Raw genomic sequence first — 17,607 nt, forward strand, 5'->3', positions numbered from 1 at the left:
GCAACGCATGTACGCCATCACCAAGGAGATGACCGAAGTCACGCACAGCATGGTTGGCAGGACCCACGAGATGACGGACATCACCAATCAATTGCGCCAGAACGTCGCCGACTTCGAGGATTTCTTCCGTCCGCTGCGCAGCTACTTCTACTGGGAAAAGCACTGCTATGACATCCCGATCTGCTTTTCACTGCGGTCAATCTTCGACACACTGGACGGGATCGACGCACTCGCTGACCAAATCCAAGGCCTCACCAGCGATTTGGACCGTTTGGATCATTTGCTGCCGCAGATGCTGCCGGTTCTGCAGAAAACCATCGACTCGATGACAAAAATGCGCGACTTCATGATCGCGACCCACAGCACCCAGGCCGGCACCCAGGCCCAGCAACAGGAGCTGGCTAAAGGCGCAACGGAGATAGGCCTGTACTTCGACCAGGCCAAGAATGACGATTTGTTCTACCTGCCACCGGATGTGTTCGACAATCCTGACTTCAAACGTGGGATGAAGATGTTCATGTCGCCCGATGGCAAGGCGGTCCGGATGATCATCACTCACCAGGGCGACCCCGCCTCGGTGCAGGGTATCGAACATGTCCGGGGCCTCAAAGGTGTTGTCGCAGACGCCCTCAAGGGCACCCCGCTGAGTAATGCGAAGGTCTCACTCGCCGGCACCGCATCGCTGTATGCCGATATGCAGGACGGCGTCGTCACCGACCTCGCAATTACGATCGTCGCGGCGATGATCCTGATTTTCGCGATCATGTTGTTGATCACTCGAAGCGTGGTGGCTGCCGTCGTGATCGTCGGAACCGTGGCGGCATCCTTGGGTACCGCCTGCGGTTTGTCGGTCCTGCTCTGGCAGGACATCCTGGGCCTGGGCGTGCAGTGGATCGTGATCCCGTTGTCGATGGTGATCCTGCTGGCAGTGGGTTCGGATTACAATCTCCTGGTGGTCTCGCGCTTCAAAGAAGAGATACCCGCCGGGCTCAACACGGGCATCATCCGAGGCATCGGGGCCACCGGACGCGTTGTCACCGCAGCCGGCTTGGTGTTTGCCTTCACCATGATGGCGATGATCGTCAGCGACCTGCGCGTGGTCGGTCAGCTCGGCATGACCATCGGTATCGGCCTGGTTGTCGACACGTTGATCGTGCGGGCGTTCATGACGCCATCGATCGCTGCGGCGCTGGGCCGCTGGTTCTGGTGGCCGCTCAACACCTTTGAGATCACCAGGCGTGGCCGCTGCGGGTCCGAACCACCGCCGGCCGACGACAACACCGCGCCCATTCTGGCAACGACCGCGTCAGTGTCGCGGACCGGTCAGGCAGGGTGGTGATGGAGTCTTGGTCGGTGGATCGGGATGTCAGGCAGACGCCGAATCGAAGCTGCGCCAACGTACCCAAGGCCGGCTCGATCGATCGCGCGATCCCGCGATCCTCAACGCCGCGCTGGCCGCATTGGCCGAGAACGGGTACAACGACACCAATATGAACGACGTCGCGGCGCGAGCCGGTGTCGGTAAAGCCGCGATATACCGCCGCTGGTCGTCGAAGGCCGCGTTGATGACCGATGCGCTTGTGTACTGGCGGCCCGACCTCGTCGAGGACGATGTCCCGGACACCGGCAGCCTTGCCGGCGATTTGGACGCGCTGGTTGAACGTGTCGCGCGTACCGACGACGACTTGATCTCCAACGATCTGGTGCTGCGAGTGGCGATGGAGGCGGTGCACGATCAGCAACTCGCCTCAGCCCTCGACGACCTGATGCTGCCGAAGGGCAGGCGCGTGGTGACGGCCATCCTCCAACAGGCCGCGGCCCGTGGCGAGGTCGCAGCCGACCGGGACTGGTCCCTCATCGCCGACACCTTGACGGGGCTGGGGCTGATGCGGGTCATCAACGGTCAGAGGGTCGACGCGAACTTCGCCCGGCAGGTCATCGACACGCTTATTCTGCCTGCGGTTTGCGCGGCGAACACCAAGGGTGGTGGCGGGAGCGACGAGTAGCACCTGCGCAACCTCGACGACAGGCGCTGAAGGGACTACGAAGAATGACGGCTGGGTTCGTGAAACTGGATTTGCGTGGGCTAGCGGGATCTGACCCGTCGAGTGTGTAGTGAGATGACAAGACGCCGATACGCGTACCGAACACCATGGATATTGACGACCTTCCATGACAGGTTCCGGATCATCGGCTGTGAAAGTTCCTGTTCTGCAATTAATTTCGGCTGTATTTCAGAAGCTTAACAAATTGCGGGGAGATGGCGTCGCCGGTCTGGTGCGAGGTCGCGTTATTCAACGTTGGCGCTGATACATCTCGCAACTGCCATGGCTGTCAAAAGACGCAACCCAGCGAAGCCTGCTGCCACTGTGATGCGTCAGTTATCGCGTTTGGCGTCAGTTCAGCTGGCCGTGCCGAGCGATGGCCGTCGATGTGCTTCTGGTGAGCGACGGACGGACTCGGCTTTTTCGGAGAAATGCGCTGCGGTTAATCAGGCGTTTACGTAGCTATCATCCGAAGGGTCGGCGGGATTCCACGGAATCCGCCGACACCGCACCGTGGCGGTGGCACACTCTAGCAATGCCAGGGTCAATCAAGCGGAGGCCAGGACGCCCGCCCGCCGCAGAGGCTGATGAAACGCGGCTGCGAATCATGCACGCCGCTCGGTTAGTCTTTAGCGAGCGCGGCTACGACGGGGCAACATTTCAAGCTATCGCCGAACGTGCCCGCCTAACCAGACCGGCAATCAACCACTACTTCTCGAGCAAGCAGACGCTATATCGCGCAGTGCTTGATGCCACCAACGACACCGTCCTCAGAGCCGGCATCAATCAGGCCGAACGCGAGACCACGCTGACGGCACGGCTGAGCACATTCATCGCCGCCGCGGTAAACGCGAATTCGGCGTGTCCCGCGGGATCGGCGCTACTAGTCACCGGAATCCTTGAGTCGCAGCGCCATCCGGAATGGACTGGCAGCGGAAACGATACCGTGCGAATCAGTCGAGAATTTCTCTACCGCGTCGTCAACGACGCAGTCGAGCGTGGTGAACTCGACGCGGAAACCGATGCGTCGGAAATGGCCGAAGCGCTGCTGGTTGTGCTGTTCGGGCTGGGTCTTTACGCGGGCTACGTCCAGGGTTACCAGGAGATGTCGGCCGCCATCGAACGGGTGCGGCCAATCCTTCTGGACCGCCGTATGTGGCGGCCCGACCACGAAGGCAACTGAGGCGCGCCTACCCGCGACCTTCGACGCTACGACGCAGCCACGCCGCCAGGTCTTCGAGATCGCGGACTAGTCGCCGGGTTGCGTCGAATTCCGCCTCGCGGGAGGGCAACTCAGCCAACGGCCGGAACACCGTCTTCTGGTCCTCATCGTCGCCGAGAACGTCTAATGGGGCTTCGCGATAGATCGGGGGTTCCAAGACGCGCGCTGACGCGTTCGGCAATATGGGGGCCTGTTAGTTCGTTGAGGGCGATCTCAACCACCTGCGGGGTCGCACTGCACTGCGCTGCAATAGCATTGCGGCACTGGGTTTGCCGATGTCGCAAGCCGACACCATTTGCAGTGGTATGCACGCGCACTCAGCAGTGAACCCCGTCGGGTATCCGTCGCACTCGGGGGCTTTCGTCGCCACACTCGAAGCTGAGTATGGCATTCTTCGGTGATTCTCGGATTGCGCACCCACCGGGTCGGGGAAGACCTTCGGCCGAGAAGACCGTCCGGTACCACTCGGACCGTCGACTTCGCCAACTTAATCGCCGAACACCACCCGGCGATCGGCCATCGATTCAAATGTTCTACCTGTGTCTGCGTTCGGTTCATCGGCCTCGCTGCGCGGGCGAGAAATCCGCCTCAGTCGTTGAGGTAGGACAGGAACTCTTGGTGCGGTGTGCGCTGCTCGTCCCGTCTCCTCCACGTGTGGCGACGCGGGGCTGCTGATCCTTCGTTAGCTGACCCCGTTGCGTTTTCGCTCCGGTAATGGCCACGATGGCACCAAGTGCCGCACTATTCGTAAATATGTAGCGCACCGTTACGAGCGTGAAGGTCAGGTGCTATTCGAGCAAGTCGGTCTTTATGGCCCCAGTGCGGATTCAATGTTCGTCGACGTGCCGTTCGCGTGTCGGCCCGATACTGGTATCGCCGAGCTCATGCAGCGCATCGCGTTGGAGGCGCCCGGCGACATGTCATCGATCGGGTAGTCGAGGACTGGCAGGGAGATTCACCGTCGACTTAAGATCTGCGATCTGGCCGGCCACATTCGGTACAACCGCACGGTTATAGGATCCGCCACGAAGATGAGAAAAACACATCCGCCATTTCGATGAGAATCCTGCAAAAGCTACAGGTAGAGGCATCACGATCCGTCACCGGGAACGAGAACCTACGGGCACTGTGGTTCTCGTCCGACTTGGCGGAATTCTCATCTTCGTGACGCCGAAATGGCGGATCCGCCACCAAGATAAGAATCTAGTTAGTGGGCCTAGGCATTGAGCATTGCTTTGGGCGGTACCCGCGCTCTCGGCCTCAGGCTGTTGGATTCGCTAAGTACGTCGTGCACCAGGGCAATTGGGGCCCACCATCAAGCGGAGTTAGCTGTCGCGGAGCATCCCACGACCAGCAAATGGTGAATAACAGCAGTTATCCATGATGAACTGCTTGTTTTCATCAGATGAATCAACGACTATGGCGTCGCCTGCGGTTGGGGGGCACCTTGCAGGCTAACGAACGGTGAACATCCCCCGGAACCGTGGAGCGCTTCCTCTAAATTGGCCGGCTGGCCCGATGATCCTCGCGGGCCGGGGGTCCGCAACGTAAACCGCGCCGAATTGACATCGCCGTCCGCAGTGACCTGACGCGCGGTGGCGACTCAGGAGGCGCACGCCTAGTTTGAAGGCGAGCCCGAGGACCACAGCGCACGTCAGCCCGGGCAGCTCTCGGTTTGACTGGGTACCGAGTGATGCGTCCGAGGTTCACGCACACGAATGGGGCCAACCCACTTGACGAGTCGCTGACGGCTAGGCCGCGCACCTCGCCGTCTGCATCTACGCTGAATCATGGGTCCATGTGTCGCGCAGGCTCTTGAATTCGGCCAGCTCGTTGTTGCCTCCGTTGCGTTCAGGGTCATCCATCTGTTAATGGTGCTCGGGCTCCTCGTCGCGCTGTACCGGTTTCTGCACCGTTAACCCCGCTTTGGCGGCGAGCGTTGCATCGCCGACGAGCAGCCCGATACGTTGCGCGCCGACGAGTGGTTGACGCAATGTCAACGTGGGCCGCCATCCATCGGGAAGTCGAATCACGAGCCACTCACATAGCGGGTCCCACGCCCTCGAAGGTTATGCCCCATCGAGTGGTGTAAATCAGGTCAGCGATTCGCCTGCGGTTCTGCGGGTTTCACTATGCTTTGGGCCTGCATGATCTGCGCCTTCGTCGCGATCCAGGTGGGTCCGGCATCTGCTTGCCGACGCCCGGGGCCCAGTACTTGATGGCACCCATACGCGCGCCGTGCCCCTCCGACATCATGAATTGACTGTCGCGCTCGCCCGTCAGCCGGTCGGCAGGCACATCTTCCTTGGCGCTACGGATGCATCGAGGGCGCGTACGAGAGGCCGATGATCGCACCCTCGCTTGACTGCAGTCGAGCGACGGTCTGTCCCCAGGGCTCGGTGCGTGCATCGTGCAGCAGCGTGAAGCCCCTCTCCTTTAACTCGTCCGCAGCGACCTGGACGGCATCAGTGTCGGCGACCTCGAACTCGATGCTCGCCTGCGGCACCGGCCGCTCCTCTGGCCAGTCAGGCGAGCCGAAGCACGCCCGCGCAGCCTGAGTCAGTGACCAGACCCCGAAGGACTTGCAACCGTCAATGTCTTCACTGTGCAGGTAGCCGTCACCTTCCGAGGTCAGGGGCAAGCCAAGCGCGTCGACGTACAAACTGCGGCTGACGCTCGGGTCGGGGGTGATCACAGCGACGCTGGTGATGAACTGCACATCCATAACGTCCCGTTTCTGCGAGATTCGATTGAGTTCGGCGATCGTCGCATCCTGCTCCGACAGCGGCCGCTACAGGCAGTGTGGTGTCTTCGTTAGCCGAATCTTATTTGAGGCAGTGTTGTTGACGGGACTCGCGCCCCGCGACTTCCATCACGTAGTAGCGCTCTGGGGTCGTGTCCGGGATCCGGTGTGACTAGGAGGCACGGGCGCGAAAAGCACACCACAGCCGTACTATGAGCCCGCCGCCGGCGCGCGAAATCACGCACGACCGTGTCACTCAAGGATCCCTTGCGGGCTGAAGCAATCTTTGTCGTTCGGTTGCTCAGGCGGCCCCGAAAGGAGTATTTCGTGTCGATCGAACATGTCTTGGCGGTTGTTGCGGTGACCGATGTGGAGAGAAGTCAGTGGTGGTACGAGTCGCTGCTTGGTGGAGCGGCTGATAACAATCCGATGCCGGATCTCGTGGAGTGGCAGGTGGTTCGGTGGATGGCTGCAGGTGTTCGTCGACGACGGTCAACGTGCTGGCTCGACATCGGTGAACTTCGCTGCGAGGACCTGGAGGAACCTTGACAAGCTGGTCGCGCTCGCCGCGCTGGCATCGGACTTGGACGACCGTATGGTTGTCGGATCCGCCAACAAGATGAGAAAAAGACTTCCGCCATTTTGATCCAGACCCCCACTCGTACAAAACCGACCGCGCGATGCCGGTAGTCCGCCTGCCCACCGGAGCGGGTGCCAACTGAATGGCCACGATGCTCACCGGGGGTCACGCATCGAATGTTGAGCGGGATCAAGTCAGTCAGGGGCGGTCAGGCGTTGGATGGCGTCGTCAAGGGAGTGCAGTTGGGTCACCCCGGTCGGCAAGCGCATTGAATCCCAGCCAGGGCCGGCGGCCATCACGCGAGCGCGTGCTGCGCGGATCGCCTTGATGGCGGCCGCGTCGGCCGTGCTATGGGTCTGCGCCCACAGCACCACGGGGATTGGGTCAGGGCGCCGCGTCAGCGCATCGATGATCGCTGCGGCCGGGACCGCTGCACCCAACATCAATGCCGCGTGACCCCGCTCGGACAACGCGGCACGAAGCGCTTCCAGCGCCAGAGTGTGCCTGTCTTCCTCGGTGCAAGCCAATATGACCGTCGGTGTATCGGTGGGCGTCACTGGTGAGCGCTGCAGACAGCTCACCACGGTCCATGACAGGAAGTGTTCGATGTCAATGCACCGTTCCCCTGCGGCTTGCTGGTTGTCGATTTCGGCGAAGACGGGCCGAATCAAAAAGTCCCAGGTTTCAAGCACCCCGTAGTGGCGCAGGTGCCGTTCGAGGATGCGGCCAGCAGAAAGCTCGTCAAGCGCGAACAGGGCAGCCAGCAGTGCGGTTGTTTGCGTCGGCGGCGGCACCAGGGCTTGCATCGCTGCGCTTGCAGCGCTCCGTGCGTTGGCGCCTTGAGCGATCAACTCACTCATGTGGCGCAGGGCTGTGATGTCGGACTCCGTGTAGACGCGGTGTTTGCCCGGCGCATGCTCAATCGGGCCCAAACCGTAGCGGTGGCTCCAACTCCGAAGCGTCGCGGTCGGCACACCGAGTCGATGCGCGACGGCTCCCACGGTATAACGAGTCACGTTCGCCTGGTCAGCAAAACCGCTACCGCGATCCGAAGCGCCGGCAACCGCGTCTGCCGAACCAGCGTGCTGGGCACGGCGCACAGGGCCGTGGCCGCCGTCGCGGGGGGTCATGCGACCCACCGGTCCGCATCCGGTGCCGCGAATCGCTGCTGTAACGCCGTAGACGAGGCCGGGACAGGCGTAACCAACCGCTCCCGCCGACGACCAACCGCCTCCCTTGCCAAATGCATCATCGGCATCGATTGTTGCATCGATTTCGCATTGCGGGGTCGTCTGACCGTGCTTAGAGGCGGGGCGGTATGTGCCGTATGGGTTCCGGGCCGAACTTCTCAAATAGGATTTTTATCGCCCGGTTAGGAGCGTGGCGCTTCCTTGCATCGCGAACTCAGCTTAAGAAGTGACGACCGAGCCGCTGCTGGCGTGGGCGCTCTCGCTGCGTCGCCGTAGGCCGGTTCGGCGCTGGTCATCGCCGAGGAGTAGCGCGGCAGGTTCTGCACCTGAGCCAGGTAGTCGAACAACTCATCGGAGAACGCGTTCACCTGTTGGCGACGTTCGTAATCGGCCATTGCACAATTCCTTAGCTATCAGGACCCGGCGGGCACGTCGCCGCGCCATCCACCTGTCTCGCCCCCGCGCGACTCGATGAACTCCTTGAACCGTTTCAGGTCCGATTTCACCTGCCGGTCGTCGAACCCCAACGTCGCTCCTGCCTTCTCGACCAAACCTTCGGGCTGCCAATCGATTTGCGCTGTAACGCGAGTCTTCTTCTCGCCCAGCCGATGAAACGTGATCACGCCGGCATGAGTGGTGCCATCCGTGCTCTTCCACGCCACCCGTTCCTCGGGGTGCTGCTCGGTCACCTCGGTATCGAATTCACGGTCTGCACCGCCGATACTGGTCACCCAATGCGTGTGTCGGTCATCGCTCTGAGTGATCTGCTTGACCCCACCCATGAATTCGGGGAAGGACTCAAATTGGGTCCACTGGTTGTAGACCACCGAAATCGGCACCTCCACGTCGACCGACTCAGTTACTGATGTCATGACTACCTCCTTATCTCAAAGGGCAACCCTGGGTCACCCGCCGCCGGATGACGGCTTCATCGCCCCATGGAGTTCTACCCGCCACCAAAGCGCGGAAACCTCGGCAAAACCTTTGCAATGATTCGGCCCCGCCCCGGCGGCGACAATATGGCAATGGCTGCACGCCAACCAGTTCCGTCGACATTGCGTAGCTGGGAACTGCGGTACGGGATCCGGCCGCGCGCTCGCACACAGGTGGGCACAGACGCTACAGTGCCGGCGACACCGCCAGGCTGCAGACTTGCCCACCATCGCGCCATGGCTTTTCGATTGGACCTCGTTGCCGTTGCGACATCTACTGTTAGACATAAGAATTCAATTCGCTGTTGGTCTGCCGGCCAGGGCCATTCGGTGCAAGTGGTTCTGGTAGGGGCTTGGTGACCGACTACCCAACGCTTGCAAGCGTTTACAGCTCAGGAGCGACTGTCGCATCACAGCGGGCCGCTCGTGGTATCGTCCGGGCGTCCCTCGTGACCGCCGGACAACCGCGTCGCTTCGAGGCGGCGGACGCGGCGACTTTCGACCAGCAGCCACGCCATGCCGGCAGTGCCGCCGGCGACCGCGGAGCCCCCCATCGCGATCGCCCATCCTGTGTGCCCGTAGGCCGCTGCGGCCAGGCAACCCACCACCGCCAGCACACTCAGCGCTAGCAATATGAGTCCCAACACGTCACGAGAGTTCTTGAACCATTCCCCGGCACGGGGTTGCGTAGTCCGTGCATGATCGGTCGGGTTTTGACGTGTGTCCACCGTTGCCTTCCTCCTTAGTTAGTCCACGCACCGAGCACGGCGATCCGTCGGCGGCCCATGAAAGGGCAGGTAATGTAGGCGCTCCCAATCCAAGTAATCATCTTTTCGTTTGACCGTTGGGGGATCCGTCGCGGCTGATGTCGGCCTGGCGTTTCTGTAGCGCGGCTAGGGCCCTGCGGTCGGCCGAGTGCGCCGCCTCGCGCACCGCCACGTCCTCGGCAGGCGGATCGGCGAACAGGAAGCTGCCCGAGCCCGGCGACCCGCCGAGACCTAGTTTGTTCATCCGCTTGGGCACCGCGGCGGCCTGATACTCCAGCGGTATCGGGTGCCCGTGCTCGTCGACAGGCCCGAGCGGCTGGTGTAGTTCGATGTAGGCGCCATGCGGTAGCCGCCTGATGATTCCGGTCTCCACACCATGCTCGAGAACTTCACGGTCACTGCGCTGCAACGCAATACACCACCGGTAGGTGGCGAAGTAGACGATGGGCGGTAGCACTACCATGCCAATGCGGCCGATCCATGTCGTCGCGTTGAGCGAGATGTTGAATTTGTAGGCAATGATGTCATTCATCGCGCTGAAGGTGAGCACGATGTAGAACGCGATCGCCATAGCACCGATGCTGGTACGAACCGGGACGTCGCGCGGACGCTGCAGCAGGTTGTGGTGCGCGGTGTCGCCGCTGAATCTCCGTTCCAGGAACGGGTAGACGATCAGCAACGCGAAGATCACGCCCATCAGCACCGCAACCGCGACGGCGGCGGGTACCGTGTGGTGGCCGATATAAAATTCCCACGGCGGCCACAGGCGAATCAGCCCGTCGGTCCACATCATGTAAAAGTCGGGCTGGCTGCCCGCCGATATCTGCGAGACTTTGTACGGGCCGTATTGCCAGATCGGGTTGATCTGCAACAGACCGCCCATCAGGCCCAGGATGGCGACGATCACGGCGAAAAAGGCGCCGGACTTGGCGGCGAACACCGGCATCACCCGCACGCCGACGACGTTTTTCTCGGTGCGCCCCGGGCCGGGGAATTGGGTGTGCTTCTGGAACCACACCAGCGCCAGGTGCGCCCCGATCAGCGCCAGGATAATGCCGGGCAGCAGCAGGATGTGCAACGCGTACAGGCGGGGGATGATGATGTCGCCTGGGAAATCCCCACTGAACAGCAACCAGTGCAGCCAGCTACCGATAACCGGGACGCCCAAAGTGATTGACGAAAACGCCGCCCGAAGACCCGTGCCCGAGAGCAAGTCGTCGGCCAGGGTGTAGCCGAAATAACCCTCGAACATGGCCAAGATCAGCAGCACCGCACCGATGACCCAGTTGGCCTCGCGTGGCCGCCGGAATGCGCCGGTGAAGAAGGTGCGTGCCAGATGCACCATGATCGATGCGGCGAAGATCAGCGCAGCCCAATGATGGACCTGGCGGACGAACAGCCCACCGCGGACTTCGAATGAGATGTTGAGCGCTGACTCGTACGCGCGCGATATCTCTACGCCGCGCAGCGGCTGGTAGACGCCGTTGTAGGTGACCTCGGTCATCGAGGGGTCGAAAAACAGCGTCAGGTACACGCCGGTGATCAGCAGCACGATGAAGCTGTACAGCGCGATCTCGCCCAACAGAAACGACCAATGGGTCGGGAAGACCTTGTTCAGCTGCCGGCGCACAGCCGCGGACGGATGGTATCGCGAGTCGATCGCATCGCCTTGTGCCGCAACGGTTTCGGATAGCTTTGTGGTCATGACGTGTGGTCTCAGGATGCCGGTCCGGCGGGCTCGATGACGTCGCTGTTGGCCCGATGGGCCGGACGGTATGTGAGCAAAGCTGCGGCGACCTGCGCGCGCCCATTTTTACTAATCATTTGCCTGCATTCCTGTTCTGTTCGCTGCGTGCTTCCGCGCCGCTCTCCTCGACATCGAGAGCAACGTCAGAACCCGTTCGGCCCACATAAGTGCCGTCCTCACCGTTCTTGCCGGCCCGAGAGGTCGCCACGTGAAGGCCGGTTGCACGGTCCGCGCCGGACTCCATGGCTGCTGCCTTGCCCTTCGCCTTGGCGACCAGCGCCCCGGCCTTGAGCTTGAACCCCTCGACGAAAGACACGCCATACTCCGTTCTGCGGTCCGGAAGGACCTCGATATCGAGGTCTACCCGCCTCACGGGCCGCTAATCCTCAATCGATGCAAAAACGTTGCAGATCTGGGTTGCGGCGCGAGCGGCCTAGTCCGCGCCACGGTGCGCAAGGACTTGTCCTCACCGTGACGCGTATCGGAGCGCTCATCACGGCGGAAGTCGGCGCCCTACCCGAGCGGAGCTCGGCTCGTACGCGAGGCGACGATTGCGGAATTCGACACCGTCGCGGAATGGAAGCTCAGGTGGCGACCGACCTCGGGCCGTCGTTTTACGTACCCGCTGCTTGTCGAGGCTGTGGCAGCGCGGTGGCGCTCGATTGCCTGATCGATCAGCTCGCCCTTGCCCTCGGGGAGGCATTCTGGACTGCGGCGCCGACGTCGGTGGGCCGGGGGCGTACGCCGCGCACGGTGATCGGTGCTGCCTAAGCTAGTGGAGCCGCAAACGGGTGCGTGCCGCGCCACCCGTTCGCTGTTCGGCTACACGATAGCGCAAGCCGTTGCGTGCGCTCCCTGTTGCAGACGAATCCTTCTATGCTGCTTAGTCTTTGGGCGTGCTGTCAGATACGCAGGCGCTTGAGAACCATGCCACACCAGACCAAGTAACGGTGTGGGCACCGAACCACGAGCGCCCGACGGGTCGTCTCGCCCGCCCACCACCAACGTCCGAGGAACTGCCGATGTTGTGAGCGGACCAAGTCATCCGGACCCAACAACGACTCCAAAAATCGCCATCAAACGACCTCCGAGACTACGGCCGAATGACCTGTCAGTAGACCGACGGGCTGGGCCAGCCGCCGTTGACGGCGAAACGTTGCCGCGCACTGGCACGCGATCCGCGCTCTAGGCACAGGAGGGCGAGTAACAGTGTCCTGCACAGGTTTCAGCTCCCGGCCGACGCTCGCACGCCAGGCACAATTGCCCCCCTTTTCCGCTCCTACCGAGGCTTGAGCAGTGCCGCGAGCCCTTTGGGGTCGGCCACCGTCAGTGTGAGGTTCGGATGACGCAACCACCCGAAGGGGTCGATTCCCCTGATTGGCCGTACGAACTCAACGAATATGCCCCGCGCGTTATTGGTAGCGAAGGTCAGCCCACGATCTTTGATCGATAGGCGGGCGGGACCTGCCGTCTTGACGAACGCATAGGGCCCGGTGAGCGTCACCGTCGCGATGTTGGTGAGGGGAGTTTGGATCGTCCACGGACCGAAACGCGCGTACAGGTCGTCCGCTCCCACCTGGACCACACACGACCCGTCGCTAATCCCAAACAGGCGACCGGCTATCCGGTAGGTGGGGTTGAAGCAGAATCGGAAGTCTCGAACAGTCGAATGCGCCATCAGTGCTGTCCTACCGCTCTTGCCCTATCGGCTCCGGACAGACCCGGTCTAGACGTCGCCGAGCGCGGTGCAAAGGCGTCATCGGCAGAGTGCGCCGGAAATGACCCGGTAACGCCAAAGGCGACCTTTGATTCGGCCGTGCCGCCGCTCGCTGGCACCCCATTCCTGACCGGTGCCGCGAAGCCACCGAGTCTGCTTTCAGCCTGGTGTATCGAATTCACGTCGTGTCTCCGGTTCGAGGGCATGTCGGCCCTGTTCGCTGACGGTCAGGTACCCACAGGCGATTGCGTGAAACGTTAATGTGGTAGCTCCGGCAACGCGGCAGTTGCTCTCGCCCATGGGGGTGTTGATAGTGCTGGGTGTCAAGCGCCTGGCCGAGCCTCATTGCGGCATAATGACTTCCGGCGGTTGGCTGGCGCAGCGGGTGATCGACGCCGAGCGGCTCCACCCCGGTCGCTGTGAGTGGTCAAGCGGCGTGCATGTATCTGCCGCGCAATCGCGAGGCTTCACGATCTGTTGTGAGACTGACTGGCTGATGCGGCACCGATTGGGTTCAATCGCCGAATGCGTCTCATCTACGAGTCAATTGCCAAATGGTAATGGGGGAACGCCGGGGGTGTTGAGCTCGCCGGCCAGCCACGGCAATGTCGCCGCGAACGCGGCAGCAGCGAAGGGCCACACGTGCCTTCCCCCTAGTGCTAGCACGGCGCACCTTATGCCGTGGGATTTGCCCAATGCGCACAGCGTATTCGCGGCGATGTCGTAGCTATCGGGCGTGGGTGGCGCAGCCTGGCCGGTGACCGCAGCGGCTGAGTGAACGACGAACAATCCTGTGACATCGGTGTAGGTGGTGTGGCTGATGACCGTGCTGGGGTCGAAAGTGGACCACGCTGCGGGATCGCCACCGAACAACCGGTCGATGGTCTGGGCCTTCGTGCCCGCATTCGGACTGATATCACCAGCGATGTCAACAAAAGTGCCGAACGTGGCCGGGTGCATGACCGTCAGGTCTATGGCGCAGGTTCCGCCAGAGGAGAATCCGACGATTCCCCAGTTGGCTCGGTCCTGGTTCACCCCGAAGGTCGCGACGAGGTAAGGGACGACTTCTTTAGTCAGATGATCGGCGGCGTTGCCCCGGGGCCCGTTAACGCATTCGGTGTCATTGCCGAACGCGCCAGTGGAATCGACGAAGATCGCCACGGGCGCGTTACCGTCGTGGACGGCGGCGAAAGCATCCAGCGTAGTGACCGCGTCGCCGACGCGCGCCCAGTCGGCGGGCGTATTGAACTCTCCAGCGATCATCATGACAGCCGGTAGCCGTGGTGGCGGGCTGCTGGTGAACCAGGCCGGTGGCAGATAAACGAATTCTTTGCGGTGACTGAACTTCGACGCCTCAGCACTGATGGTGACCGCCAGCACCGCGCCCGTGGTGGGCTGAACAGCGCTGCGTCGCCTCGCGCTTACGGTGGCCCAATCGGTTTGGTCGGGCAGCGGCCCTGCCGTCAACTGATTCCACGCAACGTAAACGGTCGGGTAGTAACCCAACCAACCGTTGACCGTCAGGCCCGCGCTGAGAAGGCAAACCGACGCCGCGAAGACCGACAGATTACGCCGCGGCCACCGGCTGCCAGGCCAGCCGGCCACGACGGTGATGACGGCTACCGCGCTCAGCGCAACCCACACCCACAGCTGCCAGGGTGCCGGCTCGCTGGCCATGCCGGAAGTCCGCAAGTACCAGTGCGCGGCAATGGCCGTCAGCACACCGAACGCCGCCATCAGCGGTATCCACCTAACGCGCCAGCGTCGCGAACGGCATCGCATTGCAGCGATCAGCGCGCCTCCCGCCAGGGCTTGCACCGCCACCAACACCCATCCGTGCATCAACGACGTGCGTCCCGCAACGTGCAGAAAGCTCTCGGCCACAACGGTCGCTACGACCATAGATGCGGTCATGCCCTCATCAGGAACGGTTGAAACCAGACGCTGTCACCGTCGTCCAGCGCTCCCGGGTCCTCCGCTTACTCATCGATCCGGTGGGAAGTCAGGTCCAGTAAAGGATGCGCGCTGCCGGCAGCGCCGCTGCGAGCTCGGACTCGAACCAGGTCCGGAGCTCGGTCATGGTGTCCTTTGGGTAGATGTATTTGGCCGACCCGTACTTGCCGTACTTGCGCGTCCGGGCCGATTCGTCCATCTCAAGCTTGGTGCGCGGATACCAACCCATCAGCACGTCTCGGCTGGCCGAGGTGAAGCGGTGAGTGATGCATTCGACAGTGAGGTCGAGGTCGGGTATGTCGGCGACGGCATCGGCGACGTCTTGTAGCAAGACGCCATAGGCGTTGCGCCACTGCGGGATCGGCATGATCGGGGCGATGGTCAGGCCGACGGGATAACTAGCGAGCGCCAGCTTGCGCAGCGCGGCGATGCGTCGCGGCAGCCGCGCGGTGCCGCCTTCGAACCGGCCGGCGATCTCGTTGGCGTTCATTGACATCCGCACGCGGGTGCGGCCGGCGTGGGGCAGGTCGAGCAGCGGCGCCACGTCGTCGAACTTGGTGGTGAACCGTAAGCCGACCGGAGCTGACCACTCGTGGGTGCCGACGTGCGTGATGATCGCCGCCAGCGAGCCGGTCAGGTGCTCCAGGGCTAGGGGATCAGTGTAACAGGATGCCTCGAATGTGGTTCCCTCGTCGGCTCTTTCGTTGGACGCGGAGGTGATGGTGCCTTGGCCGACGTGGCCGTCCATCTCGGCGAGTATCTCGGGCAGGTTCGCGTAGACCCGGGTGATCGGCGCTCCGGACAGCGAGCCGGCGAGATAGCAGTACTGGCAGTGCGCGGGACACCCTTGGGCGAGGTCGATGCGCCAATCCGCGCTGGGCGGGATTGGTTGGAGGCGACGCTTGCTGGGCGGTGCGACGACGACGGCGAGCGTGCGCTTGGCGAGAGCGTAGGCAGCGCGATCGTTGTCGGCGCCCAGCGGGGGCAACCGATCGCCGCGCAACACGCTGATGTCCGCAACGCCGGCGGCCTCACATCGCGCGACAATCGTGGCGCCGTGCGACAACTCGGAGGCCGATCGGGTTACCAGCACGCGAGCCGGAGTCCATAGCTTCGGCGTTGTTGACGGGTTCTCCGCGGTCGGCGTGGACGATTCAGCGTCGGGCATAGCTAAGGGATCCGCCGCGTCGAGATCAGACCTTGGGTCGCGTCGCGGCGCAGTTCGTCAAGCAGTGAACGCTTTCTTAGCGGCGCACTTTGACCGTGAGCGCGATTCGCGATGCCGTTCAAGACATCCTTCAAAGCTTCCGTCGATGACCATCGCGGAACCCACCCGAGTTCGTCACGTGCACGGCTGCAGTCCAGCAGGGGAACGCTGAACGCTAAATCGAGCCATCCGCGGTCCACCGGTTGCAGGCGGGCTCGCCAGCTCAGGTCGACGAGTGTGCCCAGCGCGCCGGCGGGTATGTGAATCGGCCTTGAGCGCAGAGCAGACGCTACGTCGTTTCTGCGCAGCGGTGGCTCGGCGGCAAGGTTGAATGGTCCGCTCGCGCCGCGGTGGATCGCTTGCACAATGGCTTCGGCGACGTCGTCGGCGTGAACCAATGGGATGCATAGGTCGCGGTCCAGTGGTAGCAGCGGCAGCAACGGCACGGCGCGCATCGGGATGTAGCCCGGCAACCCATACCGCAGCAGGCCGCTGGCCGCAGCGCGTTGCACGATGAAGCCGGGGCGCATCCGCGCGATGTTTACCCCGCTGCCGGTCTGCGTGCGTTCGTAGTCGTCAAGCAGTGACTCCGCCGCAGACTTGTCGCGGCTGTACGCAGACGACGCGATTCCGGTCGTGGGCCATGATTCCGTTACCCGCTGGCCGTAGCGACCGGCGGCATAGGTCCCGACCGACGACATATGAATGAGCTGGCCCACCCCCGCCGACTGCGCTGCTTGCAGCACCGCAGTCGTGCCGCCCACCCCGACGCTGCGTAAATATTTCGCGTTGCGGGTGGGTTGAAATCCCCAGGCCAGATGCACCACAGAATCGGCGCCGTCGAATACGCGACCCAGATCGCGTGCCGCCTCTCGGTCCGCGACGTCGAGCCGTAGCCATTGTGCTTCGCCGTAAACACCTTTCGGCTCGGGAGGACGGCGCACGACTCCGACCAGCTGATGCCCGGCGCCGCACAGATTACGCAGCAGCGCGGTTCCGACGTTGCCGCTGGCTCCAATGACGACGATGCGCTTTCGCATGATTAGGGTTCGCTTTCTCACCGGGGCAGCACGTGGCATGGGCACAGGCAGCGGGGCTCCCTGTCTGACTGAGTTGACAAGTGCTGATCACGCCGGTGTACCCCATCGCAGACTCCCCACACCGCCATCGATGCAAAAACGCTTCAAAATTGGGCGGTGCATTAACAGGTGCGTGGCTCGCCGGTATTACAACGAGCACTCATCACGCAGCTTCCAGTGAGTGCGGTCCAAGGTGTCATCGGCGCTGAAACCTGATGAGGCCGTTTCTCATACGATCTGGGTTACGTGAGGTGAAACCCGAGTCCAACACCCCTGCTCGAGCGAGGACATCGACGCGCTGGTCACCGAGCTTGATGACTGAGAATGTCGGCGGGGTCCAGGGTGCCGGTGGTGAGCTGGTGGGCGATTTCGGATAGCCGAGTCGCGTGGGCGCGCCCGTAGCTGCGGAGAGCTTGAAAGGCTTC

The 17,607-nt window shown here is 62.5% G+C and carries 16 protein-coding genes; 5 read left to right on the forward strand and 11 right to left on the reverse strand.

Annotation, left to right across the window (positions count from 1 at the left end; genetic code table 11):
* From VFW69_RS18370 to VFW69_RS18380, 3 genes are all read left to right on the forward strand, one after another.
* Positions 1-1,339, forward strand: a 1,339-nt coding sequence (locus tag VFW69_RS18370; protein ID WP_526503197.1) for an MMPL family transporter, incomplete at its 5' end; no start/stop codon positions are given.
* 7 nt (positions 1,340-1,346) lie between these two features.
* The gene (locus VFW69_RS18375; RefSeq protein ID WP_526503199.1) at positions 1,347-2,006 is read left to right on the forward strand and encodes a TetR/AcrR family transcriptional regulator; all 660 of its coding nucleotides are present in this window, start codon (positions 1,347-1,349) and stop codon (positions 2,004-2,006) included.
* Positions 2,007-2,580: 574 nt separating this feature from the next.
* A complete protein-coding gene (locus tag VFW69_RS18380) occupies positions 2,581-3,228 on the forward strand; it encodes a TetR/AcrR family transcriptional regulator (protein WP_526503225.1) in 648 nt (215 codons plus the stop codon).
* A gap of 2,350 nt (positions 3,229-5,578) precedes the next feature.
* Here the strand turns inward: VFW69_RS18380 and VFW69_RS18385 are convergent.
* On the reverse strand, positions 5,579-5,992 hold the full coding sequence (locus VFW69_RS18385) for a VOC family protein (RefSeq protein WP_526503201.1): 414 nt from the start codon (positions 5,990-5,992) through the stop codon (positions 5,579-5,581).
* Positions 5,993-6,337: 345 nt separating this feature from the next.
* On the opposite strand from VFW69_RS18385, the gene VFW69_RS18390 reads away from it, so the two are divergent.
* Entirely contained in the window at positions 6,338-6,559 is a 222-nt protein-coding gene (locus VFW69_RS18390; RefSeq protein WP_526503203.1) for a hypothetical protein, read from the forward strand.
* A gap of 225 nt (positions 6,560-6,784) precedes the next feature.
* Here VFW69_RS18390 and VFW69_RS18395 read toward each other — a convergent pair whose 3' ends face one another.
* The 6 genes from VFW69_RS18395 to VFW69_RS18420 all read right to left on the reverse strand — a co-directional run bounded on the left by VFW69_RS18395 (position 6,785) and on the right by VFW69_RS18420 (position 11,542).
* Entirely contained in the window at positions 6,785-7,720 is a 936-nt protein-coding gene (locus VFW69_RS18395; RefSeq protein ID WP_526503205.1) for a MerR family transcriptional regulator, read from the reverse strand.
* Positions 7,721-7,962: 242 nt separating this feature from the next.
* On the reverse strand, positions 7,963-8,175 hold the full coding sequence (locus VFW69_RS18400; RefSeq protein ID WP_526503207.1) for a hypothetical protein: 213 nt from the start codon (positions 8,173-8,175) through the stop codon (positions 7,963-7,965).
* 18 nt (positions 8,176-8,193) lie between these two features.
* Positions 8,194-8,652, reverse strand: coding sequence for an SRPBCC family protein (locus tag VFW69_RS18405; protein ID WP_526503209.1), 459 nt, complete (start codon positions 8,650-8,652; stop codon positions 8,194-8,196).
* 470 nt (positions 8,653-9,122) lie between these two features.
* The gene (locus VFW69_RS18410; RefSeq protein ID WP_526503211.1) at positions 9,123-9,359 is read right to left on the reverse strand and encodes a hypothetical protein; all 237 of its coding nucleotides are present in this window, start codon (positions 9,357-9,359) and stop codon (positions 9,123-9,125) included.
* A 178-nt stretch (positions 9,360-9,537) separates the two neighbouring features.
* Positions 9,538-11,184, reverse strand: coding sequence for a cytochrome bc1 complex cytochrome b subunit (qcrB, locus tag VFW69_RS18415; protein ID WP_526503213.1), 1,647 nt, complete (start codon positions 11,182-11,184; stop codon positions 9,538-9,540).
* A 115-nt stretch (positions 11,185-11,299) separates the two neighbouring features.
* Positions 11,300-11,542 carry a hypothetical protein gene (locus VFW69_RS18420; RefSeq protein ID WP_526503227.1) on the reverse strand — a complete coding sequence of 81 codons (243 nt, stop codon included), beginning with the start codon at positions 11,540-11,542 and terminating at the stop codon, positions 11,300-11,302.
* Positions 11,543-11,802: 260 nt separating this feature from the next.
* Between VFW69_RS18420 and VFW69_RS18425 the strand changes: the two genes are divergently transcribed.
* Positions 11,803-11,997 carry a hypothetical protein gene (locus VFW69_RS18425; protein ID WP_526503215.1) on the forward strand — a complete coding sequence of 65 codons (195 nt, stop codon included), beginning with the start codon at positions 11,803-11,805 and terminating at the stop codon, positions 11,995-11,997.
* A gap of 508 nt (positions 11,998-12,505) precedes the next feature.
* Here the strand turns inward: VFW69_RS18425 and VFW69_RS18430 are convergent.
* The 4 genes from VFW69_RS18430 to VFW69_RS18445 form a co-directional block, all read right to left on the reverse strand.
* Positions 12,506-12,904: a hypothetical protein gene (locus tag VFW69_RS18430; protein WP_526503217.1), complete on the reverse strand. Its 399-nt coding sequence runs from the start codon at positions 12,902-12,904 to the stop codon at positions 12,506-12,508.
* Between the two features lie 582 nt (positions 12,905-13,486).
* Complete coding sequence (locus VFW69_RS18435) at positions 13,487-14,620, reverse strand: alpha/beta hydrolase (RefSeq protein ID WP_526503219.1); 1,134 nt, start codon at positions 14,618-14,620, stop codon at positions 13,487-13,489.
* A gap of 325 nt (positions 14,621-14,945) precedes the next feature.
* Entirely contained in the window at positions 14,946-16,064 is a 1,119-nt protein-coding gene (locus tag VFW69_RS18440; RefSeq protein ID WP_526503221.1) for a spore photoproduct lyase family protein, read from the reverse strand.
* Positions 16,065-16,066: 2 nt separating this feature from the next.
* Positions 16,067-17,143 carry an NAD-dependent epimerase/dehydratase family protein gene (locus VFW69_RS18445; RefSeq protein WP_526503223.1) on the reverse strand — a complete coding sequence of 359 codons (1,077 nt, stop codon included), beginning with the start codon at positions 17,141-17,143 and terminating at the stop codon, positions 16,067-16,069.
* Positions 17,144-17,607: the final 464 nt, after the last annotated feature.

It is taken from the genome of Mycobacterium sp., from assembly GCF_036273375.1.
GTDB lineage: Bacteria > Actinomycetota > Actinomycetes > Mycobacteriales > Mycobacteriaceae > Mycobacterium.

Coding starts and splice junctions, on each gene's coding strand:
- VFW69_RS18425 (WP_526503215.1), top strand. CDS start 11,803: ATGGAAGCTCAGGTGGCGACCGACCTCGGGCCGTCGTTTTACGTACCC.
- VFW69_RS18445 (WP_526503223.1), bottom strand. CDS start 17,143: ATGCGAAAGCGCATCGTCGTCATTGGAGCCAGCGGCAACGTCGGAACC.
- VFW69_RS18380 (WP_526503225.1), top strand. CDS start 2,581: ATGCCAGGGTCAATCAAGCGGAGGCCAGGACGCCCGCCCGCCGCAGAG.
- VFW69_RS18405 (WP_526503209.1), bottom strand. CDS start 8,652: ATGACATCAGTAACTGAGTCGGTCGACGTGGAGGTGCCGATTTCGGTG.
- VFW69_RS18435 (WP_526503219.1), bottom strand. CDS start 14,620: ATGGCCAGCGAGCCGGCACCCTGGCAGCTGTGGGTGTGGGTTGCGCTG.
- VFW69_RS18400 (WP_526503207.1), bottom strand. CDS start 8,175: ATGGCCGATTACGAACGTCGCCAACAGGTGAACGCGTTCTCCGATGAG.
- VFW69_RS18430 (WP_526503217.1), bottom strand. CDS start 12,904: ATGGCGCATTCGACTGTTCGAGACTTCCGATTCTGCTTCAACCCCACC.
- VFW69_RS18395 (WP_526503205.1), bottom strand. CDS start 7,720: ATGACCCCCCGCGACGGCGGCCACGGCCCTGTGCGCCGTGCCCAGCAC.
- VFW69_RS18440 (WP_526503221.1), bottom strand. CDS start 16,064: ATGCCCGACGCTGAATCGTCCACGCCGACCGCGGAGAACCCGTCAACA.
- VFW69_RS18385 (WP_526503201.1), bottom strand. CDS start 5,992: ATGGATGTGCAGTTCATCACCAGCGTCGCTGTGATCACCCCCGACCCG.
- qcrB (WP_526503213.1), bottom strand. CDS start 11,184: ATGACCACAAAGCTATCCGAAACCGTTGCGGCACAAGGCGATGCGATC.